The following is a 21,443-nucleotide window of genomic DNA, read 5'->3' as shown; positions in this document are numbered from 1 at the left end:
CTTCGCGACGCCGCCAGAGTGATCCGGCCGGTGTTAGCCGGCCGTCATCAATCGATGAACTGCAGGCGTGCAAGCTCGGCATACAGGCCGCCTTCAGCCAGCAGCTGCGCATGCGTGCCCTCGGCCACGATGCGGCCATGGTCCATCACCACGATGCGATCAGCCCTCAGCACGGTTGCCAGCCGGTGGGCGATGACCACCGTGGTGCGCCCGGCCATCAATCGTTCCAGCGCCTGCTGCACGCCATGCTCGCTCTGCGCATCCAGTGCGCTGGTGGCTTCGTCGAGCAGCAGGATCGGTGCGTCTTTCAACAGCGCGCGAGCGATGGCCACGCGCTGCTGCTGGCCACCGGACAGGCGGGCACCGCGCTCGCCCAGTTCGCTGTCGTAGCCCTCTGGCAGCGCACGCAGGAAGGCGTCGGCCTCGGCGGCGCGGGCGGCATCTTCCACCTCGGCGTCGCTGGCCTGCAGCCGGCCATAGCGGATGTTGTCGCGTGCGCTGGCGGCGAACAATGTCGGCTGCTGCGGCACAAGGGCCAGCTGCGCGCGAAGAGCGGCCGGATCGACGTCGCGCACGTCGATGCCATCCACGCAGATGCGGCCGGTGGCCGGATCGTGGAAGCGCAGCAGCATCGACAGCACCGTGCTCTTGCCCGCGCCTGACGGACCCACCAGTGCGACGGTTTCACCCGGGCGCACGTGCAGGGTGAAATGGTCCAGTGCGGCCTGGTCCGGTCGCTGCGGATAGTTGAACACCACGTCGTCGAAGTGGATCTCGCCACGCAGCGGCTGTGGCAGTGCATGCGGCTTGGCCGGCGCACGGATCTCGATGTCTTCCTGCAGCAGCTCGCCGATGCGGCCCATGCCGCCGGACGCGCGCTGCAGTTCGTTCCATACTTCGGCCAGCGCACCGACCGAGCCGCCGCCAATCAGTGCGTACAGCACGAACTGGCCCAGCGTGCCGGCGCTGAGTCGTCCGTCGATGACGTCGTGCGCGCCCAGCCACAACACGCCGACGATCGCACCGAACACCAGCAGGATGGCACTGGCGGTGACCAGCGACTGCGCGCCGATGCGCCGACGTGCGGCACGGATCGCATCGCCCAGCGCATGGTCGAAACGGCCGCGCTCGTAGGGCTCGCGCGCATGCGCCTGCACCGTGCGCACCGCGCCCAACGTTTCGCTGGCCAGGCTGTTGGCATCGGCGATGCGGTCCTGGCTGCTGCGTGCAATGGTGCGCAGCTTGCGCGCGCCGATGATGATCGGCAGCACCGCCAGCGGGATGCCGAGCAGCGACCATGCGGCCAGCCGCGGGCTGGTGACGAACAGCATCGCCAGGCTGCCGACCACGGTGACGCTGCTGCGCAGCGCCACGGACATGGTCGAGCCGACCACGCTGCGCAGCAGTTCGCTGTCGGCGGTCAGGCGCGATACCAGTTCGCCGCTGCGGCTGCGGTCGTGGAAGCCAGCGCCAAGCTGGATCAGGTGCGCGTACAGGCGGCTGCGCAGATCGGCCACCACCTTCTCGCCGAGCAGCGACACAAAGTAGAAGCGCGCAGCCGTCGCCAGCGCCAGCACCACCGCAACGAGCATCAGCAGCGCAAAGGCGCGGTTGATCTGGCCACCACTGCTGAAGCCATGGTCGATCATCTGCTTCACGGCCGGCGGCAGGCTGAGGGTTGCTGCCGAAGAAACGGCCAGGGCCAGCAGCCAGGCGCTGAACAGCCCGCTGTGGCGGCGCACGAACGGCCACAGCGTGCGCAGGCTGCCGAGTCGGCGCAGCGGCGGGGCGGCCGGGTCGGTGGCCGGTGCGTCCTTGTCAGTCATCGAGGGGGTCATCTTGGATGCGGATACGATCACGGGTGGCGTCGCGCAGGCGGATTTTCAATGCGTCGACCTGGTCTGCGGGCAATTCCACCCGCAATTTCACGCCATTGGCATCGAACTGTTCATCGCGCTTTTCGGCGGCGTGGGCGGGCAGGGCCGCGTGCAGTGCGCCCAGGTCCTCGAACCCGGCAATCAGCTGCAGCCGCGCCATCGCGACCAGCGGCAGGCGCGGCGCGGTGCGCAGGCATTCGGCAGCGGCGCCGCCGTACGCGCGGACCAGGCCACCGGCGCCCAGCTTGATGCCTCCGAACCATCGGGTGACCACCACCATCACCCGGTCGAAGCCCTGGCCGTCGATGGCCGCCAGGATCGGCCGTCCAGCGGTGCCGGCGGGTTCGCCATCGTCGCTGGAACGATAGTCCTGGCCGTGCCGGTAGGCCCAGCAGTTGTGGGTTGCATCGGCCACGGCCACATCCTGCAGAAATGCCAGCGCAGCAGACGCACCCTCGATCGGCGCGGCATGCGCGATGAAGCGGCTGTGCTTGACGTCGAGGGTGTAGCTGACCGGTTGGGCGAGGGTATCGGGCATTCCCTTCATTCTACGGGCTTGCCGTCGACGTGCTTCAGTCGTCCAGCAATGGCCGCACATCCTTCGGCAGGCGCGCCTCGGGATAGGTCTGCAGGTAGCGCTCCAGGCTCGCCCGGGCCAGGTCACGCTGGCCGGCGTCGCGACGCTCGCGGATCTTCTGCAGCCATTGCCGGCGAGGCAGCCCGGCGTCGGCCTGCACTTCGGCCTGCACGGCCTCTGCGCTGAGGCCTGCATCGCTGGCGCGGCGCATGACCCCAGGTGCGGTTCGGCCGGCGGCGTCCTGCTTGGCCGCGGTGAGGGCAATGCGGTCTTCGGCGATGGCCTGCGCGGAGGACATGGATTCCGCAGTTGCCGCCGTGGCCTTGCGCGCCCGCATCGCGGCGGCAGGCACCGTCGGCGCGGAGGCAGGCGCAGGCACCGAATAGGCCTCGGGTGCGGGTGGTGCTGCCGCAGGCATCGCCGGCGCGGCAAAGGCCGTGTCGGCTGCGGGCGCAGATGGCGGTGCCTGTGCCGGAGCCATCATCGGAGCAGGTGCCTGCCGGGGTATGGCGGGTGCGGGTTTCGGCACGTCGGTGATGACCGGTGCCGGAGCCGGAGCTGCTTCTGCCGCCGCAGGTACCGGTGCTGTCGTCGGTGCAGGCACTGGTTCGGCGGCCGCGACATCTGCGGCCGCACTGTTGGAGGCCATGCCTTCGGCGCTCGCATCGGCCGCCACTTCCTCCTGTGCAACCGGCGCGGTGGCAACCGCCTCCGCAGGGGCCGACGGCGGCTCCGGGCGCATCTGCCAGGCGATACCCACGGCAAACACCGCTGATGCGGCTACCCCGAACACGGCCGGCCAGCGGCGACGCGGGCGCAGCGTGCGCGGTGCCGCCGGGGGCGGGGTCGCCTCGCGTGCCGGCGCGTCCACGGCCGCACGCGCAGCGGCCAGGATCGCCGCATCCAGCGCCGGTGGAGGGCCCTGTTCGGCGCGGCGCCCCAGCAGGCGCGCCAGCTCGCGTTCTTCCGGCGTCAGTGGATCATCTCGGTTCATGCGTTCAGTCCCGCACGCAGCTTGTCCATCGCATAGCGCAGCCGCGATTTCACTGTTTCCCGGCCAACGCCGGTGATCTGGCCGATCTCCTCCAGGCTCAGTTCCTGTTCCAGCCGCAGCTGCAGCACTTCGCGCTGTTCTGCGGGCAGTTCTTCCATCGCCAGTTGGATGCGGCGACGTTGCTCGAATTCGGACAGTTCCGCTTCCGGTGTCTGCCCATCCTCCAGCGCGGCCAGGCGCAGATCGGCATCGACCGGTGCAGCAGGACGATGACGGGCGGCACGCCAGTGGTCGTTCAGGCGGTTGTGGGCGATACGGAACAGCCAGGTGCTGAAGGCCGCTTCAGCCTGCCAGCCGGCCCGCGCGCTGATTACCCGCTGCCACACGTCCTGGAACATCTCCTCGGCCAGCGCAGTGTCGCGCAGTTGCCGCAGCAGGAAGCCGAACAGGCGTTTGCGATGACGCGCATACAGGCTTTCAAACGCGTGCACGTCGCCGGCGGCCCAGGCCAGCATCAAGGCTTCATCGGTTGGCAGGGCGCTGGCATCCACGCCGTACAGGGTAAGCCCTGCAGACGATGGCGCATAGCCGGCGATGGCGTGGGACAGGGCGAGGGTCACGGCGGGAATCGGGAGAGGATCGACAGGAAAAACGCCCGAGGGCACGTTTCGGGGTTACCGGGCTTCCATTGCCCCCCGGGTGGCGCGTTATGCTCGGTAATTCAGGGGAGGCGGCGCTCAGGCGGCGCCAAGAGAACGTCATTTGTCCACCGAATCCGACCGCGCGCTGCAAGCGTCACACAACGAGCCTGTGCTGAGCGCGGCGCTGGTGCGCGCGCTGCATGCGCTGCTGCCGGAAACGGCGGTCGTGCGCGTCGGCTGGGACGATCCGCAGCTCGGCAGCGGGCAGGGCGGTTGGCCGATCGGCGGCGATGACGAGGACGTCTGGCAGCCGCTGGCGGACCACACCGAAGGTCGCCACGGCTGGGAGTACGACGGCGCCCGCCTGTTGCTGTCGGTACGGGGGGCGACACCTTCACCCGCCTGGTGGGGGCTGTCCCGGCAGATGATGGAACTGGCCTTGCAGCGCGACCGGCAGGCCGGCCAGATCAAGGCGCTGGAACAGGCCGAGCGGTTGCAGCAGGCCTTGTTCCAGATTGCCGACCTGGCCGGTGCCGACCTGGAAATGGGCGAGATGCTGCGCCACGTGCATGGCGTGCTGGGCACGCTGATGTATGCGGAGAACTGCTACATCGTCGAGTACGACGATGTACGTGGGCAGATCCGCTTTCTTTACTTTGCCGACCAGGTCGATGATTTCGTTGCCGACCCCTCCCACAGCTATGACGCCAACGCAATGCCACGCAGCCTGACGGTGGCGTTGCTGCGGCATGGTCGCCCGCTGAGCGGGCCATCGCGCGAGCTGCTGGCGCGGGTGGACCAGGAGCACGACCCGCAGCGCGGCCCGGAGAGCCTGGACTGGCTGGGCGTACCGATGCTGCGCGACGGCCGCGTGTGCGGTGCGATCGTGGTGCAGAGCTACGAGCAGGCGGCCCGCTACGGCGAGGCCGAGCGGGCGTTGCTGGGCTTTGTCGCCCAGCACGTGCAGACCGCCATGGACCGTCGCCAGGCGCAGGTGCGGCTGGAGCAGCAGGTGGAACGGCGCACGCTGGAGCTGCAGCGGGCAAACCGCAGCCTTCAGGAAGAGGTGGTCGAGCGCCGCCGTGCTGAACAGCTGCAGACCGCGCTGTACAACATCGCAGAGATGGCGATGTCGGCCGACAGCCTGGCGCAGTTCTACGGGCAGGTGCATGGTGTGGTCGGGCGCCTGCTGGATGCGCGCAATTTCTATATTGCGCTGGTCAATGCCAAGGGCGATGGTCTGGATTTCGTCTATTCGGTCGACGAGCACAACGCAAGTCGCGCGTCGCGCGCGTTCAGCCGTGGCCTGACCGAGTATGTGGTCCGCCATCGTCGGCCCCTGCTGGCCTCACGCGCGCAGATCGATGCGTTGCTGGAAACCGGCGAGGTACGTGAATCCGGCGCACGCTCGCAATGCTGGCTCGGGGTGCCCTTGCTGCGCGACGACGAGGTGGTCGGCGCGATCGTGGTGCAGAGCTATACCGAGCAGGTCGAGTTCAGCGTGCATGACCAGCGCCTGCTGACCTTCGTCGCACAGAACATCGGCACCGGCCTTGCACGCCAGCGCGACCAGCAACGCCTGCGCTCGGCGCATGCCGAGTTGGAAAAACGGGTGGAAGAGCGCACCCGCGAACTGGCCGAGGTCAACGACAAGCTGCTGGGCCAGATCGGCGAACGCCTGCGCGCCGAGCAGCGGCTGACCCATCAGGCCATGCACGACGCGCTGACCGGACTGCCCAACCGCCTGCACCTGCTGGACAGGCTGCAGGATGCGCTGGCGCTGGCCCGGCGCGAAGGTGGCCCTGTGTTCGCGGTGCTGTTCCTGGACCTTGACCGCTTCAAGCTGGTGAACGACAGCATCGGCCATGCCGCCGGCGATCGCATGCTGGTGGAAGTGGCCAAACGCATCGTATCCATGGCCGCCGAGAACGACGTGGTCGCGCGCCTCGGCGGCGATGAGTTCGCCGTGCTGCTGCACTGTCCGGAGGGTTTGGCGCAGGCCCTGGATTTCGGCCAGCGGTTGTTGCTGGCACTGCAGGAGTCGATGTGGATCGCCGGTCGCGAGCTGTTTCCCTCTGGCAGCCTGGGCATCGCCCTGTGGAACCCGCGTTACCGCACCGGTGAGGAACTGCTGCGCGATGCCGATGCAGCAATGTACCGCGCCAAGGCGCAGGGTCACGACCGCTGCTCGATCTTCGACGAGGAGATGCGCGAGCAGGCGCTGCGCAGCCTGGATCTGGAAGCCGACCTGCGGCGGGCGATCAACAATCGCGATTTCGTGCCGTTCTACCAGCCGATCGTCCGCCTGTCCGATGGCGAGGTGGTCGGTCATGAGGCGCTGCTGCGCTGGAAGCACGAGCGCCGCGGCTTGTTGCTGCCGGGCGCGTTCCTGGAACTGGGCGAGGAAAGCGGCCTGATCGAACAGGTCGACTGGTTGATCTACGAGCAGGTCATCGCCGGCCTGGCCGATGGTGGGCGTGGCTATGTGTCGGTCAACGTGTCGCCGCGGCATTTCCGCTCTGCCGAGTTCAGCGGGCGGCTGTACGGTCTGCTGGAGGCCTGCAACGCGGACCCGCGGCGGCTGCGCCTGGAGATCACCGAGGTCGCGCTGCTCGACGATGGCCCGCATACGCTGCGCATCCTGAAGGGGCTGCGCGAACGCGGCATCCAGGTGCAGCTGGATGATTTCGGCACGGGCTTCTCGGCACTGTCCTACCTGCACCGTTTCCCGATCAGCACGTTGAAGATCGACCAGAGCTTCATTGCCGGCCTGCATGGGCCGGAGGCGCAGAGCACGCGCGCGCTGGTGGAGGGCGTACTGTCACTGGCCCGCACGCTGGGTATCGAGACCATCGGCGAGGGCATCGAAACCGAGGCGCAGCGTGACACGCTGTTCGAGCTCGGCTGCGACTACGGCCAGGGCTACCTGCTGGGCCGGCCGGCGCCGTGGACGCGCGCGGCGGCCTGAGCCACCGCGCACGCCGTCTTCAACGCAGCGCCGCGCGGCGCTTCTCGTCGATCCACTTCGAGGCCTGGGCTGGCTGGTAGTTTTTCATCCAGGTCAGCATCTCCTCGATGTCCGAGCCGTACCACAGGTCCTGGCGCTGCTCGGGGTGCAGGAAGCGCTCTTCCACCATGCGATCGATCATGCCGATCAGTGGCGCGTAGAAGCCGTCCACATCGAGGAACGCGCAGGGCTTGTTGCCGATGCCGAGCTGGCGCCAGGTCAGCATCTCGAAGATCTCTTCCATCGTGCCGAAACCGCCGGGCAGGGCGACGAAGCCATCGGACAGATCGAACATGCGCGACTTGCGCTCATGCATCGAGCCGACGATCTCCAGTTCGGTCAGGCCGCGATGGGCCACTTCCCAGTCGGCCAGCTGGCGCGGAATCACGCCGGTGACCTCACCCCCGGCGGCGAGCACGGCATTGGCCACAGTGCCCATCAGGCCGACATTGCCGCCGCCGTATACCAGGCGCATGCCGTCGCGGGCGATGCGATCGCCCAGCGCAATGGCGCGTTCGGTGTAGACCGGCTTGCTGCCAGCGTTGGAACCGCAGTACACACAGATCGACTTCATGGATCTTCCTGTCTTGGCCGGAAACGAAAACGCCCCGCCGCCGACCGCAGGGCGGTCAGGGACGGGGTGTCCAAGGATTATGAGGCCTTGAGAGGCCTTCTGTAGAGCCGAGCCATGCTCGGCTGCTCTTCGTTCAGATCGCGGCAAAGGCGCCAGCCGAGCATGGGCTCGGCTCTACCGAAGCGGGCGGTTACGCAGCGGCAGCCTGCTCGCGGCGGGGCCCTTCACGCAGCGCGCGGCCCACCATGCCCACCAGCAGGTCCAGCTCGCTGCTGTCCATGCCGAAGTGCGGGGTGAAGCGCAGCGAGTTCTCGCCGCCGTGGATCACGTTGATGCCGTGCTGGCGCAGCCATTCCTCGGTGGAATTGGCGCCATAGCACTTGAACTGCGGCGCCAGCTCGCAGGAGAACAGCAGGCCGGTGCCCTGCACCTTGGTGATCAGGCCGCCCAGCTCGCTCTTCAGCTGCTCCAGCTTGCGTACGGCCTCGGCGCCGCGCTCGGTGATGGTCGCGCGGACCTGCGGGGTCAACTGGGCCAGGGTGGCGCAGGCCACGTCCAGCGCACGCGGATTGCTGGTCATGGTGTTGCCGTAGATGCCCTTGCGGTACAGCTGCGCGGCGTGATCGGTCACTGCCAGCACCGACAGCGGATACTGCGCGGCGTTCAGCGCCTTGGAATAGGTTTCCATGTCCGGCGCATCCAGGCCTTCGAAGCCCGGATAGTCCACCACCGACAGCACGCCATGCGCGCGCAGGCCGGCCTGGATCGAGTCCAGCAGCAGCAGGCTGCCGTGGGCGCGGGTCAGTTCGCGGGCCAGCGCATAGAACGCCGGCGGCACCGAACGACCCGGGTCGCCTTCACCCATCACCGGCTCCAGGAACACCGCTTCGATGAACCAGTTGTTCTGCGCGGCATCCTCGAACACCTTGCGCAGGCCGGCCTCGTCGTACGGGGCGACGGTAATCACCGATTCCTCGCCACGGTAGCTGGCCAGGTGCTGCAGGTAGGTCTTGCGGCTGGAATCGGAGTACAGCGCCGGGCGGTCGGTACGGCCGTGGAAGCTGCCCTTGATGACCACGCGCTTGATTGCCGCGCCTGCATGGCGGGCGCCCGGGTCGGTCTGCAGCTTGGCGTTGACGTCGGCGATTCGCGCAGCCAGTCCGACCGCTTCGGAGCCGGAATTCAGGCACATGAAGCGCGTGAACGGGCAGCCGCCACGACGGTGGCCGATCTCGGCCCGCAGCGCAGTGATGAAGCGCTGCTGGGACAGGCTGGGGGTCATGATGTTGGCCATCACCTGCGGCCGTGACATCGCCTCCATGACCGCATCGGGGGTATGGCCGAAGCCGAGCATGCCGTAGCCGCCAGCGTCGTACAGCACCGCGCCCTTCAGGGTCACCACCCACGGGCCGCGTGCGGCCAGCGCCACGTACGGGGTAACCGCATCATCGGCATAGAAATTGACGAAGCCGTCCTGCATGGCATCGATCTGCGCCTGCTCATCCTGTGCCAGCAACGGCCCCAGCTCGGCCTGCACGCGCGCGAACTCGGCAGCAGCGGCATCGACCGCGGCAACCAGTTGCGGGTGGTTGGCGGAGAGGGCGGTCAGGGTTGCGTCATCCAGGCCGTTGGTGAGGCGGGTGCCGGGCTGGGCGCGGAGGGGGGCGAGGCGTTCGATGAAGCTCATTGCAGATCTCCTGAAACGTTGGGTCGCACGGGCCTTCAAAAGCAAAACGCGCGTCTTCACGCGCGCTTGGGGCGGGCTCGTGCAGCGGACTTCCTCGTCGATGCTAGCACTTGTTTTTTTGCGCGATAACCCCGCAAAAGACTGCTGCATAGCAGCATTTTGCGCGACGTTCGGTGTCCGCTGCGCAGTCTCGCAGACGCTGGACGTACAATGCGCGCCATTGTCGACCTGTTGCCGTCCACTGCCTTGAAGAAGTCCGATTTCCATTACGACCTGCCGGCCGAGCTGATCGCCCAGGCACCCTTGGCAGAGCGCTCGGCGAGCCGTCTGCTGCTGGTACCGGCGGCTCCAGCTGCCTTCACCGACCTGCAGGTGCGTGACCTGCCGTCGCTGCTGCAACCGGGTGACCTGCTGGTGTTCAACGACACCCGGGTGATCCCGGCGCGCCTGTTCGGGCAGAAGGCCAGCGGTGGCCGCGTGGAGATCCTGATCGAGCGCCTGCTCGGCGGCCAGCAGGCGCGGGCCCAGGTGGGTGCCAGCAAGTCGCCGAAGGCCGGCAGCCGCATCGCCCTGGATGCCGGTGGCGAAGCCGAAGTGCTGGGCCGTGACGGCGAGTTCTACGTGCTGCAGTTCCATGTGCCGGAGTCGCTGGAACAGTGGCTGCTGCATGCAGGCCGGCTGCCGTTGCCGCCTTACATCCAGCGCGAGCCGGGCGTGGACGACCGCGAGCGCTACCAGACCGTGTTCGCCCGCGAAGTGGGCGCGGTGGCGGCGCCGACGGCAGGGCTGCACTTCGATGAGCCGCTGCTGGCCGCACTGAAGGACAAGGGCGTGGAGTTCGGCCACGTCACCCTGCACGTGGGCGCGGGCACGTTCCAGCCGGTGCGCGCGGACGACCTGAAAGACCACGTGATGCACCGCGAGTGGCTGAACGTCGGTGCCGAGCTGGTGCAGCAGGTACGGCGCACGCGCGCGGCCGGTGGCCGGGTGATCGGCGTGGGCACCACCGTGGTGCGCGCGCTGGAAAGCGCGATGCGCGATGGCGAGCTGCTGCCGTTCGCTGGCGAGACGCAGATCTTCATCACCCCGGGCTACCGGATCCGCAGTGTCGACGCGATGGTGACCAATTTTCATCTGCCGGAAAGCACGCTGTTGATGATGATCTCTGCGTTCGCCGGCAAGGACCGGGTATTCGAGGCCTACCAGCACGCGATCGAGCAGCATTACCGCTTCTTCAGCTATGGCGACGCGATGCTGCTGTTCCCGCAGGCGGGGTAGGGCGCCGGCATTCGCTTGCGGTGGGTGCGCACCGTTGGTGCGCACTTGCGGGCCATCCGCCGGGCATGGCCCGGCGCTACCGGAGCAGGAAGGGCGGTTTTGAGAGACAATGGGCGACTATTTGCCTGAATGACCGCTCCATGTCCCGACTGCAGTTCCAGCTCAAGACCCGCGACGGCCGCGCCCGCCGTGGCCGCCTGACCTTCCCGCGTGGCACGGTGGAAACGCCGGCCTTCATGCCGGTGGGGACCTATGGCTCGGTCAAGGGCATCCTGCCGGACCAGGTGCGGGCACTGGGCGCCGAGATCATCCTCGGCAACACCTTCCACCTGTATCTGCGCCCGGGCCTGGACATCATCGCCGACCACGGTGGCCTGCACGGCTTCTGCCGCTGGGATGGCCCGATCCTGACCGACTCCGGTGGCTTCCAGGTGTTCTCGCTGGCCCACCGTCGCAAGATCACCGAGCAGGGCGTGACCTTCGCCTCGCCGACCGACGGTGCCCGGGTATTCCTGGGGCCGGAAGAGAGCATGAAGATCCAGAAGGTGCTCGATTCGGACGTGGTGATGATCTTCGACGAGTGCACGCCGTACCCGGCCACCGAGGACGTCGCCCGCCGCTCGATGGAGCTGAGCCTGCGCTGGGCCCAGCGCAGCCGCAACGCGCATGACGAGCTGGGCAATGACGCGGCCCTGTTCGGCATCGTCCAGGGCGGGGTACATACCGATCTGCGCAGCCGCTCGGCCGAGGCCCTGCAGGGAATCGGCTTCGACGGCTATGCCATCGGCGGCCTGGCCGTGGGTGAGCCGGAGGACGAGCGCAACGCCATGCTCGACCATCTGGACCCCGAACTGCCCGCCGACCGTCCGCGCTACCTGATGGGCGTGGGCCGACCTGAGGATCTGGTCGAGGGCGTCGCACGTGGCGTGGACATGTTCGATTGCGTGATGCCGACCCGGAATGCGCGCAACGGCCACTATTTCACCTCGTTCGGTACCGTCCGCATCCGCAATTCGCAGTACGCGCGGGACATGGACCCGATCGAGCCGGGCTGTGGCTGCGTGGCCTGTGCCGGCGGCTATACCCGCTCGTACCTGCGCCATCTGGACCGCTGCAACGAGATGCTGGCGCCGATGCTGGGCACCCAGCACAACCTCTTCTATTACGAAAAACTGATGGCCGACATCCGCGCGGCCATCGAGGCGGGAACCTTCCTGTCCTTCCGCGAGTCCTTCTACGCAGCACGCGGGGCGGTAGCGCCGCCCCTGTAAACCCGCAGCACCCCCTGCCAAACGGCCCAAGGACGAATGCCCGGGGCCGTGGCATACTTCAAGGCTGACCCAGATCCGCGGTCGACACCTCGTGCCCGTGAAACGGCCGAAGCGCCGCCCAACCAAAGGACCAACGATGAACCTGCTTGCCTTCCTGATTCCCGCCGCCCACGCCCAGGCCGCTGGCGGCCAACCGCAGGGCATGGGCCTGACCACGCTGCTGTTCCCGATCATCCTGATCGCCATCATGTACTTCCTGATGATCCGCCCGCAGATGAAGCGGCAGAAGGAGCACAAGGCCATGCTGGAGAAGATCAAGCGCGGCGACGAAGTGCTGACCAACGGCGGCATCGCCGGCAAGGTCACCGACATCGGCGACAACTTCGTCACCGTCGAAGTGGCCGAGAACGTGCGCATCCGCGTGCAGAAGGGCGCTGTCGGCAGCGTGCTGCCGACCGGCACCCTGGATTCGGCCAAGTAAGCCACTCCCTTTCTGAAGCACAACCGCGGCGCCGGGGATGGCGCCGCGCGGGACCCAAGCAATGCTCGAATTTCCACGCTGGAAGTACGTCGTCATCGTGATCGTACTGGCGCTCAGCGCGCTGTACGCACTGCCCAACATCTACCAGAAGGACCCGGCCATCCAGATCACCGCCAACCGTGGCGGCCAGGTCGACGATGCGCTGCGTGACCGCGTGCTGGCCGACCTGAAGAAGGCCGGTGTCACCACGCTCGGCGCAGAGAAGGAAGGGGACAGCCTGATCGTCCGCCTGTCGGACCTGAAGTCGCAGTCCGCCGCCAGCGATGCGCTGCGTGACAGCGTGGGCGAGAACTACACGGTGGCCCTGAACCTGGCCTCGACCGTGCCGGACTGGCTGGCCAAGCTCGGCGGTCGCCCGATGGTGCTGGGCCTGGACCTGCAGGGCGGCGTGCACTTCGTGCTGCAGGTCGACCAGAAGGCCGCGCTGGACAAGCGCCTGGACGCCTACACCGAAGACGTGCGCAGCACCCTGCGTGACGCGCGCATCGCCTACCAGTCGGTCGAGCGTCGTGCCGACAACACCATCGTCGCCAACCTGAGCCCGTCGGCCGGCGAAGATGCCGGAACCCGTGCCCGCGCCGCGCTGGCCAAGGCGCAGCCGACCCTCGGCTACGACGTCAGTGGCAACCGCATCACGGTCTCCATTCCGGAAGCCGAGATCGCGCAGATCGCCAACGGCGCCATCGAGCAGAACATCAACACCCTGCGCAACCGTGTGAACCAGCTCGGCGTGTCCGAGCCGATCATCCAGCGCCAGGGTGCCGACCGCGTGGTGGTGCAGCTGCCGGGCGTGCAGGACACGGCCGAAGCCAAGCGCATGATCGGTGCCACCGCCACCCTGGAATACCGGGCCGTGGTGGATGGCAATGCGCAGGACGCCATCGCGTCGGGTCGCATCCCGCCGGAAGCCAAGGTCTACCAGCGTCGTGACAACGGTGGCCCGGTGCTGCTGAACAAGCGCGTGATCGTCACCGGTGACCAGATGGTGGCCGCGCAGGCGGTGACCGATTCCACCAGTGGCACCCCGGCAGTCAGCGTGACGCTGAACAACGTCGGTGGCCAGCGCATGTTCGACTTCACCAGTGCCAACGTGAACAAGCCGATGGCGGTGGTGTACACCGAGCGCGTGCCGACCGTGACTGTCGTCGACGGCCAGGAAGTGCGTGGCTTCAAGGTCAACGAGGAAGTGATCTCGGTGGCCAACATCAACGGCGTGTTCGGCAAGAACTTCCAGACCACCGGTCTGCAGAAGAAGGAAGCCGAAGACCTGGCCAAGCTGCTGAAGTCGGGCTCGCTGGCTGCACCGATGGACTTCGTGGAAGAGCGCGTGGTCGGCCCGAGCCTGGGTGCGGAGAACGTCAAGAACGGCATCACCGCGGTGGTCTACGCCTTCATGTTCACCCTGGTGTTCTTCACCATCTACTACCGCATGTTCGGCCTGATCACCTCGATCGCGATGCTGTTCAACCTGCTGATCGTGGTGGCGGTGATGTCGCTGTTCGGTGCGACCATGACCCTGCCGGGCTTTGCCGGCCTGGCGTTGTCGGTCGGTCTGTCGGTCGACGCCAACGTGCTGATCAACGAGCGTATCCGTGAAGAGCTGCGTGCCGGCGTGCCGGGCAAGACCGCGATCGTGACCGGTTACGAGCGCGCTTCGGGCACCATCCTCGACGCCAACCTGACCGGCTTGATCGTCGGTGTGGCGCTGTTCGCATTCGGTACCGGTCCGCTGAAGGGCTTCGCGCTGACCATGATCATCGGTATTTTCGCTTCCATGTTCACCGCGATCACCGTATCGCGTGCACTGGCGACGCTGATCTACGGCCGCCGCAAGAAGCTCCAGAACGTGGCTATCTGACGGGACGACACGCACATGAAACTGTTTCCGCTGCACATCCTCCCGAACGATACCAAGATCGATTTCATGCGCTGGCGCCATGTCGCGATGGTCGTCACGATCATCGTGTTCCTGGCATCGATCGGCATCATCGGCTTCAAGGGCTTCAACTACGCGCTGGACTTCACCGGTGGCACCCTGATCGAAGCCCGCTTCGACCACGCGGTGGATGTCGAGGACGTCCGCAGCAAGCTTGAGCAGAACGGCTTTGACGGCGCCCAGGTGCAGAGCGTCGGTGGCAACACCGACCTGCTGATCCGCCTGGCGCCGCACGGTGAGCACGCTCCAGGTACCGGTGGTGCGTCTGCCGAGGACAAGGCCACCGCCGCGGCCGTGGTCAAGGCGGTCTCTTCGGCCGACAACCAGGCCACCGTGCTGCGCAATGAGTTCGTTGGTCCGCAGATCGGCAAGGACCTGGCGATGAATGGCCTGTACGCCACCATCTTCATGCTGGCCGGCTTCCTGATCTACATCGCGGTGCGCTTCGAATGGAAGTTCGCGGTCACCGCCAGCATCGTGGCCATGTTCGACCTGATCGTGACGGTGGCCTACGTGTCGCTGCTGGGGCGTGAGTTCGACCTGACCGTGCTGGCCGGCCTGCTGTCGGTGATGGGTTTTGCGATCAACGACATCATCGTGGTGTTCGACCGTGTCCGCGAGAACTTCCGCAGCCTGCGCGTGGAGCCGATGGAAGTGCTGAACCGTTCGATCAACCAGACGCTGTCGCGTACGGTGATCACGGCGGTGATGTTCTTCCTGTCTGCACTGGCCCTGTACCTGTACGGCGGCAGCTCGATGGAAGGCCTGGCCGAGACCCACATGATCGGTGCGGTGATCGTGGTGCTGTCCTCGATCCTGGTGGCGGTGCCGATGCTGACCGTTGGTGCGCTGCGCGTGACCAAGCAGGACCTGCTGCCCAAGGCCAAGGACATCGAGGCCCTGGAGCGTCGTCCGTAAGCATCTGCTGCATGCAGTACACAGAGAACCCCGCGCAAGCGGGGTTTTTTGTTGGCAGGGCTTGCAGCCCTGCACCTGCTCAATGCAACAGCAACAGCAACAGCAACAGCAACAGCAACAGCAACAGCAACAGCAACAGCAACAGCAACAGCGTGCATTCCGTGGGATGGCGGGGCACTGTGGGTTTGCGGGGACGCCGTAAACCCATCCATGGGGGCTTGGTCGCCGCATCCATGCGGCTCACACCCCGCAAACCCACAGTCCCCCGCCTTCGACAGGTTCACGCGGCTGTTGGAACCTGCTGGTGGTGGGTGCCGACCGTTGGTCGGCACATCTGTCAGATATCGAATGAATTCATCCACGCATGGCGTGGCTCTACTGTGTCGACCAAGGTCGACACGACTTTTCTGTCAGATATCGATATCCGACCCCGTGCCGACCAACGGTCGGCACCCACCACCAGCAGCAGGTTCTGACAGATCGCGGAGAACTGTCGAAGGCGGGGTGGGTCCGGTTGAGGGGGTGTGAGCGGCATGGATGCCGCGACCAAGCCCCCATGGACGGGTTCACGGCGTCCCCCTCAACCGGACCCACCCCGCCAACCCACAGGACCCCAGCTTTTGACGTTGACGTTGATTCGGCAGGTGCAGGGCTGCAAGCCCTGCAAAAAGAAACCCCACCCTACGGCAGCGTCGGTTGTGCAATCGGCCCCTGCGCACTACGATCCTGCGGTTCGCGCGCACACGCGTGCCCGTACTCCTGCTGAGCGCCCCGTGCGCCGCATCTGCCAACCCGAGGTCTTCATGGTCATCAAACCGCGCGTCCGCGGCTTCATCTGCGTCACCACCCATCCGACTGGCTGCGACGCGGCCGTCAAGCAGCAGATCGACTACATCCGTGCGCGCCCGCCGATCCAGAACGGCCCCAAGCGCGTGCTGGTCATCGGCGCCTCGACCGGTTACGGCTTGGCTGCGCGAATCACTGCCGCCTTCGGCAGTGGCGCGGCAACGCTGGGCATCTTCTTCGAGCGCCCGGGCAGCGAGACCAAGCCGGGCACGGCGGGCTGGTACAACTCGGCCGCCTTCCACAAGTACGCTGACGAAGCGGGCCTGTATGCCAAGAGCATCAACGGCGATGCGTTCTCAGACGAGGTGAAGGCGAAGACCATCGAGATGATCAAGGCCGATCTCGGCCAGGTCGATCAGGTGGTCTACAGCCTGGCTGCGCCGCGCCGCAAGCACCCCAAGACCGGTGAGATCATCAGCTCCACGCTGAAGCCGATCGGCGAGCCGATCACCCTGCGTGGTCTGGATACCGACAAGGAAGTATTGACCGAGACCCACCTGCAGCCGGCAACCCCGGAAGAAATCGCCGGTACCGTCGCGGTGATGGGCGGCGAGGACTGGCAGATGTGGATCGACGCGCTGGCCGATGCTGGCGTGCTGGCCGATGGTTGCACCACCACAGCCTTCACCTACGTGGGCGAAGAGATCACCCAGGCGATCTACTGGAACGGCTCCATTGGTGCCGCCAAGAAGGATCTGGACGACAAGGTGCTGGGCCTGCGCGAGAAGCTGGCCAGGATCGGCGGCGATGCGCGCGTGTCGGTGCTGAAGGCAGTCGTGACCCAGGCCAGCTCGGCCATTCCGACCATGCCGCTGTACCTGTCGCTGCTGTTCAAGGTGATGAAGGCGAAGGGCACCCACGAAGGCTGCATCGAGCAGCTCGACGTGCTGTACGACATTCTGTACGGCGGCAAGGCCGATGGCGTGGCCGTCGACCGCCTGCGCCACGACCTGGTCGATGGCGATGGCCATGCCGTGGCGTTGATCGACGAAGAAGGTCGCCTGCGCGCCGACTACAAGGAAATGGCGGCCGACGTGCAGGGCGAGGTGTTGTCCCTGTGGCCGCAGGTGACCAACGAGAACCTGTACGAGATCAGCGACCTGGCCGGCTACAAGGCTGATTTCCTGCGCCTGTTCGGGTTCGGTGTCGAGGGCGTCGACTACGAAGCCGACGTCAATCCTGACGTGAAAATCGACAATCTGGTCGATCTGACCTGATCGAAGAAGGCCGGCGAAAGCCGGCCTTCTGTTTCTGTAGAGCCGAGCCATGCTCGGCTGCTCTTCGCTTGTACCCTGCAGCCGAGCGTGGCTCGGCTCTACAGAGAGGCGTCAACCGAACTCGAAGTTCATCGCCGGTGCCGCCGGGCCGACGAAATCGCCCTGCACGTAGTCCACGCCGGCACTGAACAGCAGTGTCATCGAGTTGGCATCGCTGACGAACTCGGCGATGGTGCGGATGCCGGCTTCCTGCGCGCGCGCGGTGATCTGGCTGACCCGGTCGATGTTCTCTCGGGTGGCGGCCAGGTCGCTGGTGAACCCGCGATCAAGCTTGAGGAACTGCGGTTGGAAGTGGGCCAGCAGCTGGAACGAATCCAGGCCCGAGCCGAACTGCTCCAGGCCGATCCGGCAGCCAAGTGGTGCCACTTCCGCAAGGAACTGCTGGGCGCTGCGCAGGTGGGTGAATACCTTCGACTCCGGCGCATGCAGCCAGAGGCGTTCGCCTGGCACGCCGTGCGCCTGCAACTGCTGACGCAGCGTGGTGATCATCTTCGGGTCATCAAACGATTCCGGCGTGACCTTCACCAGTACCTGCGTGGGGTGGCCCTCGCGCGCACGCGCGCCCAGCACCGCGATTGCCTGCGAGACGACCCAGCGGTTGATGTCCGCCAGCAGGCCATGTTCTTCGGCAATGCCGAGGAACGCGGTCGGGCTCAGCAGTTCCCCGTTGTGTTCCAGGCGCAGGTAGGCTTCATACAGTTCCAGCGGCTCGCCCTGCAGGTTCAGTACCGGCTGGTAATGCAGCTGGAAGCCGTCGCCTGCCAGGGCTTCGCGGATGCGCGCGACCCAGCGTTGCACGCGCTCTTCCTCCACCCGATCAACAGCGGCCGGGTCGAAGATGCGGCAGGTATTGCCGAGGGCGGCAGCGGCCTGCGTGCATTCGCTGGCGCGCGCCAGCACCTGGCCGATGCTGGCGATCTTCTCGCCCACCTGCACGCCGCCAATGCTGACGGTCACCGTGGCCGAGCGCGCACCGATGCTGAAGACGTGCGCGGCGTAGGCTTCACGGATGCGCTCGGCCAGTGCCACGGTCTGCGCATAGGGGCCGGACTGCAGCACGGCGAAACTGTGTTCGCCGAAACGGGCCAGCTGTGCATCTTCGCCAACGACCTCGGCCAGCAAGGCGGCGAGGGCGCCGATCAGGGTGTCGGCCGAGGCCAGTCCGATATCGGGGAGCAGGCGCGCGTAATGGTCCGGTTCGACCATCAGCAGGCCGAACTGGCCCTCGCTGCGCCCGGCCTGTGCGACCGCATCCTCGACCTGCAGCATGAAGGTGGGGCGGTTGAGCAGGCCGGTGACCTGGTCGCGCTGGCGCAGGTCCTCAACCTCGCGCGCCAGCTCCGGGTCGAACTCCATGCGCCGGCGGAACACCACCTGCAGGCAGGATTCGCCCTCGTAGGTGGCTGCGGTGAACTCCATCGTTGCTGGGAAGGCGCTGCCATCCTGGTGGCGGGCGTCGAGCTGGTACTGCGGCGGTGGCGCTTCGCCACGGCTGAGTGACTTCAGCAGTTGCTTGAAATCATCCACGTGCTGCGCGGCGACCATGTCCAGCAGCGAGATGCCCTCGACCTCCTCGAAATCCTCGTAACCGAACATTTCCAGATAGGCATCATTGGCGCGGATGTGCATGCCTTCGTGCACATAGGCAATCGGCTCGCGCGAAGAGGCGATCAGCGCGTCGCAGCGGCGCTCGGTCTCGCGCATCTGCGCTTCGATGCGGCGCAGGCCGCGGCGTGCCTGCAGGTCGACCCACTGGTCGCGGACCACCGCCAGCAGGTGTTCGGCGCGCTGGCGCAGGGCGAGGGCGCGCACGCCGTTGCTGCTGGCCTGTACCAGTTCGTCCTCGTCGATGCGCTCGGCCAGCAGCACCAGCGGGATGTCCTTGCCGCTGGCGGCGATGTGCTGGGCCACCAGTGGCAGCGGAATGCTCTGAGAGGGCGCCGCCAGCACCAGGTCGATCGCCTGGTTGGCCAGCACCTGCGACAGCTCTGCCGAGTCCTGCGGGCGCCATGGGCGCACGGCGATGCCGCTGTTGCGCAGGGTGCTGACGATGGCTTCGGCGTTCTCGCCGCTGTCATCGACGATCAGCAGGCGGATGGTGATGTCGTTCGCGTTCTGCATGCACTGCTCCCCAATCTGCAAATCTAGATACACGAAGCGTGGCGGCGCGTCCATGCGCGCAACGGTTGCATGCCTGGAACGGCGATGCGGTTCACACCACGCAGCCGGCCGCGTGCCCGCTGGCCCAGGCCCACTGGAAGTTGTAACCCCCCAGCCAGCCGGTCACGTCCAGCACCTCGCCGACGAAATGCAGGCCGGGCACGCGCTTGGACTCCAGCGTCGACGACGAGACCTCGTTGGTATCCACGCCGCCCAGTGTCACTTCGGCGGTGCGGTAGCCCTCGGTGCCGCTGGCCACCAGCGGGAATGCTGAAAGCACCTGTGCAGCCTTGCGCACGTCCGGCTCGTCCAGCTGACGTACCGGGCGGTCGGGCAGCCAGTGCTCGCACAGTCGCTGCGCCAGTCGCTTGGGCAGTACATCACCCAGCACCGTGCGCAGTTCCGCAGCAGGGCGTTCACGCTTCATCTGGCGCAGCCACTCGGCGGCATCCTGGCCCGGCAGCAGGTCCAGCGTCAGCGCGTCGCCGGGCTGCCAGAACGAGGAAATCTGCAGGATCGCCGGGCCGCTGACGCCACGATGGGTCAGCAGCATGAAGTTGCGGAAGCTCGTACCGTTGCAGCTGGCCTCGACCGGCAGGGCGACGCCGCTGAGCTCGGCCAAGCGCTCCTGGTGGGTGCCGCTGAGGGTCAACGGCACCAGGCCGGCGCGGGTGGGCAGCAGCTGGTGGCCGAACTGGCGCGCGATCTCATAGCCGAACCCGGTCGCACCCAGGCTGGGAATGGACAGGCCACCGGTGGCGACCACCAGCGAGGCGCAATGGAACAGGCCGTGCGTGGTGTGCACGCGGAAGCCGTCGGTACCGTGCTCGATACGCTCCACGCTGCACTGCGTACGGATCTGCACGCCCGCCTGCTGGCACTCGTCCACCAGCATCTTCACGATCTGCTTGGACGACACATCGCAGAACAGCTGGCCCAGCTCTTTTTCGTGATAGGCGATGCCGTGGCGTTCGACCATCTCGATGAAGTGGTAAGGCGAGTAGCGCGCCAGTGCAGACTTGCAGAAATGTGGATTGGCCGACAGGAAGTTGGCTGGCGTGGTGCCGGTGTTGGTGAAGTTGCAGCGGCCACCGCCGGACATCAGGATCTTCTTGCCGATCTTGTTGGCGTGGTCGATCACCTGCACATGCCGGCCGCGCTGGCCGGCGGTGATCGCGGTCATCAGCCCGGCTGCACCGGCACCGATCACCAGCACGTCGCAGCGGATCGTGCTCATGCCTTGGCGCGCTTGCGCCAATTGGGGATCACGTCCAGCTGCATCTGATCGTTGAGCAGCTGCACTTCGGCGTCCTGGATCAGCACGCTCCAGCGCATCGCACGCTGGATCTGCTGGCCCCACAGGTCGACGAACCCGCCGTCCAGGTCAACCACCGACAGATTGTCGAAGCGGGCCAGGCCCTTGCCCTGTTTCTGCCACCAGATGTCCGACGCGTTGCCGCCGTAGTTGACCACCTGCACCTGCCGGCTGCGGTTGCTGGCCTTGCGGATGCGCGACTCGTCCGGATGGCCGAGGTCGATCCACTGCAGGATGTCGCCGGTGTAGTCGTGCTCCCACAAGTCGGGCTCATCGTCGGTGCTCAGGCCGCGGCCGAATTCCAGGCGATCGCCAGCGTTCAGCGCGAAGGCGAGCAGGCGCACCATCAGGCGTTCGTCGGTTTCAGACGGATGCTGGGCCAGGGTCAGGTTGTGGGTCGCGTAGTAGCCGCGATCCATGTCGCTGATCTGCAGTTCGGCCTTGCGGATGGTGGCGGTGAGGGCCATGAAGATCCAGAGGGGTAAAGACCGTCAATGATAGAGGTTTGCCCCGGGGGTGTCCGGTATGGGGGTGTCGGCAGGGC

General features: G+C 66.6%; 16 protein-coding genes. 7 read left to right on the top strand and 9 right to left on the bottom strand.

All coding sequences use genetic code 11. The annotated features are described in order from the left end of the window. Positions 1-47 precede the first annotated feature (47 nt). Genes HUT07_RS11115 through HUT07_RS11100 form a run of 4 tightly spaced genes read right to left on the bottom strand, consistent with a single transcriptional unit; the run spans position 48 to position 3,963 of the window. Positions 48-1,826 (bottom strand): ABC transporter transmembrane domain-containing protein, encoded by a 1,779-nt coding sequence (locus HUT07_RS11115; protein ID WP_176021003.1) that lies wholly within the window; start codon positions 1,824-1,826, stop codon positions 48-50. Further along, positions 1,819-2,415, bottom strand: coding sequence for a YigZ family protein (locus HUT07_RS11110; RefSeq protein ID WP_176021002.1), 597 nt, complete (start codon positions 2,413-2,415; stop codon positions 1,819-1,821). The genes HUT07_RS11115 and HUT07_RS11110 overlap by 8 nt, the downstream gene beginning before the upstream one ends. Before the next feature lie 34 nt (positions 2,416-2,449). Continuing rightward, the gene (locus tag HUT07_RS11105) at positions 2,450-3,448 is read right to left on the bottom strand and encodes a hypothetical protein (protein WP_176021001.1); all 999 of its coding nucleotides are present in this window, start codon (positions 3,446-3,448) and stop codon (positions 2,450-2,452) included. After that, positions 3,445-3,963: an RNA polymerase sigma factor gene (locus tag HUT07_RS11100; RefSeq protein WP_254898932.1), complete on the bottom strand. Its 519-nt coding sequence runs from the start codon at positions 3,961-3,963 to the stop codon at positions 3,445-3,447. Before HUT07_RS11100 ends, HUT07_RS11105 begins: the two co-directional genes overlap by 4 nt. A 247-nt stretch (positions 3,964-4,210) precedes the next feature. Here HUT07_RS11100 and HUT07_RS11095 point away from each other — a divergent pair, with 247 nt between their 5' ends. Then, a complete protein-coding gene (locus tag HUT07_RS11095; RefSeq protein WP_176021000.1) occupies positions 4,211-7,057 on the top strand; it encodes an EAL domain-containing protein in 2,847 nt (948 codons plus the stop codon). Between the two features lie 19 nt (positions 7,058-7,076). Here HUT07_RS11095 and HUT07_RS11090 read toward each other — a convergent pair whose 3' ends face one another. Further along, complete coding sequence (locus HUT07_RS11090) at positions 7,077-7,670, bottom strand: TIGR00730 family Rossman fold protein (protein WP_089240478.1); 594 nt, start codon at positions 7,668-7,670, stop codon at positions 7,077-7,079. A gap of 190 nt (positions 7,671-7,860) precedes the next feature. Then, positions 7,861-9,357 carry an aminotransferase class III-fold pyridoxal phosphate-dependent enzyme gene (locus HUT07_RS11085; protein ID WP_176020999.1) on the bottom strand — a complete coding sequence of 499 codons (1,497 nt, stop codon included), beginning with the start codon at positions 9,355-9,357 and terminating at the stop codon, positions 7,861-7,863. Positions 9,358-9,603: 246 nt separating this feature from the next. Here HUT07_RS11085 and queA point away from each other — a divergent pair, with 246 nt between their 5' ends. The 6 genes from queA to fabV all read left to right on the top strand — a co-directional run bounded on the left by queA (position 9,604) and on the right by fabV (position 17,364). After that, positions 9,604-10,635, top strand: coding sequence for a tRNA preQ1(34) S-adenosylmethionine ribosyltransferase-isomerase QueA (gene queA / locus HUT07_RS11080; protein ID WP_176022534.1), 1,032 nt, complete (start codon positions 9,604-9,606; stop codon positions 10,633-10,635). A gap of 140 nt (positions 10,636-10,775) precedes the next feature. Further along, positions 10,776-11,906, top strand: coding sequence for a tRNA guanosine(34) transglycosylase Tgt (gene tgt / locus HUT07_RS11075; protein ID WP_176020998.1), 1,131 nt, complete (start codon positions 10,776-10,778; stop codon positions 11,904-11,906). A gap of 136 nt (positions 11,907-12,042) precedes the next feature. Next, a complete protein-coding gene (yajC, locus tag HUT07_RS11070; protein WP_025875124.1) occupies positions 12,043-12,387 on the top strand; it encodes a preprotein translocase subunit YajC in 345 nt (114 codons plus the stop codon). A 61-nt stretch (positions 12,388-12,448) separates the two neighbouring features. Then, the gene (secD, locus tag HUT07_RS11065) at positions 12,449-14,305 is read left to right on the top strand and encodes a protein translocase subunit SecD (protein ID WP_176020997.1); all 1,857 of its coding nucleotides are present in this window, start codon (positions 12,449-12,451) and stop codon (positions 14,303-14,305) included. A 15-nt stretch (positions 14,306-14,320) separates the two neighbouring features. Then, positions 14,321-15,301, top strand: coding sequence for a protein translocase subunit SecF (gene secF, locus HUT07_RS11060; RefSeq protein WP_176020996.1), 981 nt, complete (start codon positions 14,321-14,323; stop codon positions 15,299-15,301). Positions 15,302-16,104: 803 nt separating this feature from the next. After that, a complete protein-coding gene (gene fabV / locus HUT07_RS11055) occupies positions 16,105-17,364 on the top strand; it encodes an enoyl-ACP reductase FabV (RefSeq protein WP_176020995.1) in 1,260 nt (419 codons plus the stop codon). A 111-nt stretch (positions 17,365-17,475) separates the two neighbouring features. On the opposite strand, the gene HUT07_RS11050 is transcribed toward fabV, so the two are convergent. From HUT07_RS11050 to HUT07_RS11040, 3 genes are all read right to left on the bottom strand, one after another. Continuing rightward, positions 17,476-19,545 (bottom strand): EAL domain-containing protein, encoded by a 2,070-nt coding sequence (locus HUT07_RS11050; RefSeq protein WP_176020994.1) that lies wholly within the window; start codon positions 19,543-19,545, stop codon positions 17,476-17,478. A gap of 91 nt (positions 19,546-19,636) precedes the next feature. Then, positions 19,637-20,821 carry an NAD(P)/FAD-dependent oxidoreductase gene (locus HUT07_RS11045; RefSeq protein WP_176020993.1) on the bottom strand — a complete coding sequence of 395 codons (1,185 nt, stop codon included), beginning with the start codon at positions 20,819-20,821 and terminating at the stop codon, positions 19,637-19,639. Beyond that, positions 20,818-21,366, bottom strand: a complete 549-nt coding sequence (locus tag HUT07_RS11040) for a YaeQ family protein (RefSeq protein ID WP_025875114.1) — start codon at positions 21,364-21,366, stop codon at positions 20,818-20,820. Before HUT07_RS11040 ends, HUT07_RS11045 begins: the two co-directional genes overlap by 4 nt. Positions 21,367-21,443 lie beyond the last annotated feature (77 nt).

The organism is Stenotrophomonas sp. NA06056 (genome assembly GCF_013364355.1).
In the GTDB taxonomy this organism is placed as follows: Bacteria; Pseudomonadota; Gammaproteobacteria; order Xanthomonadales; family Xanthomonadaceae; genus Stenotrophomonas.
This window is presented reverse-complemented; position numbering and strand designations above follow the sequence as displayed.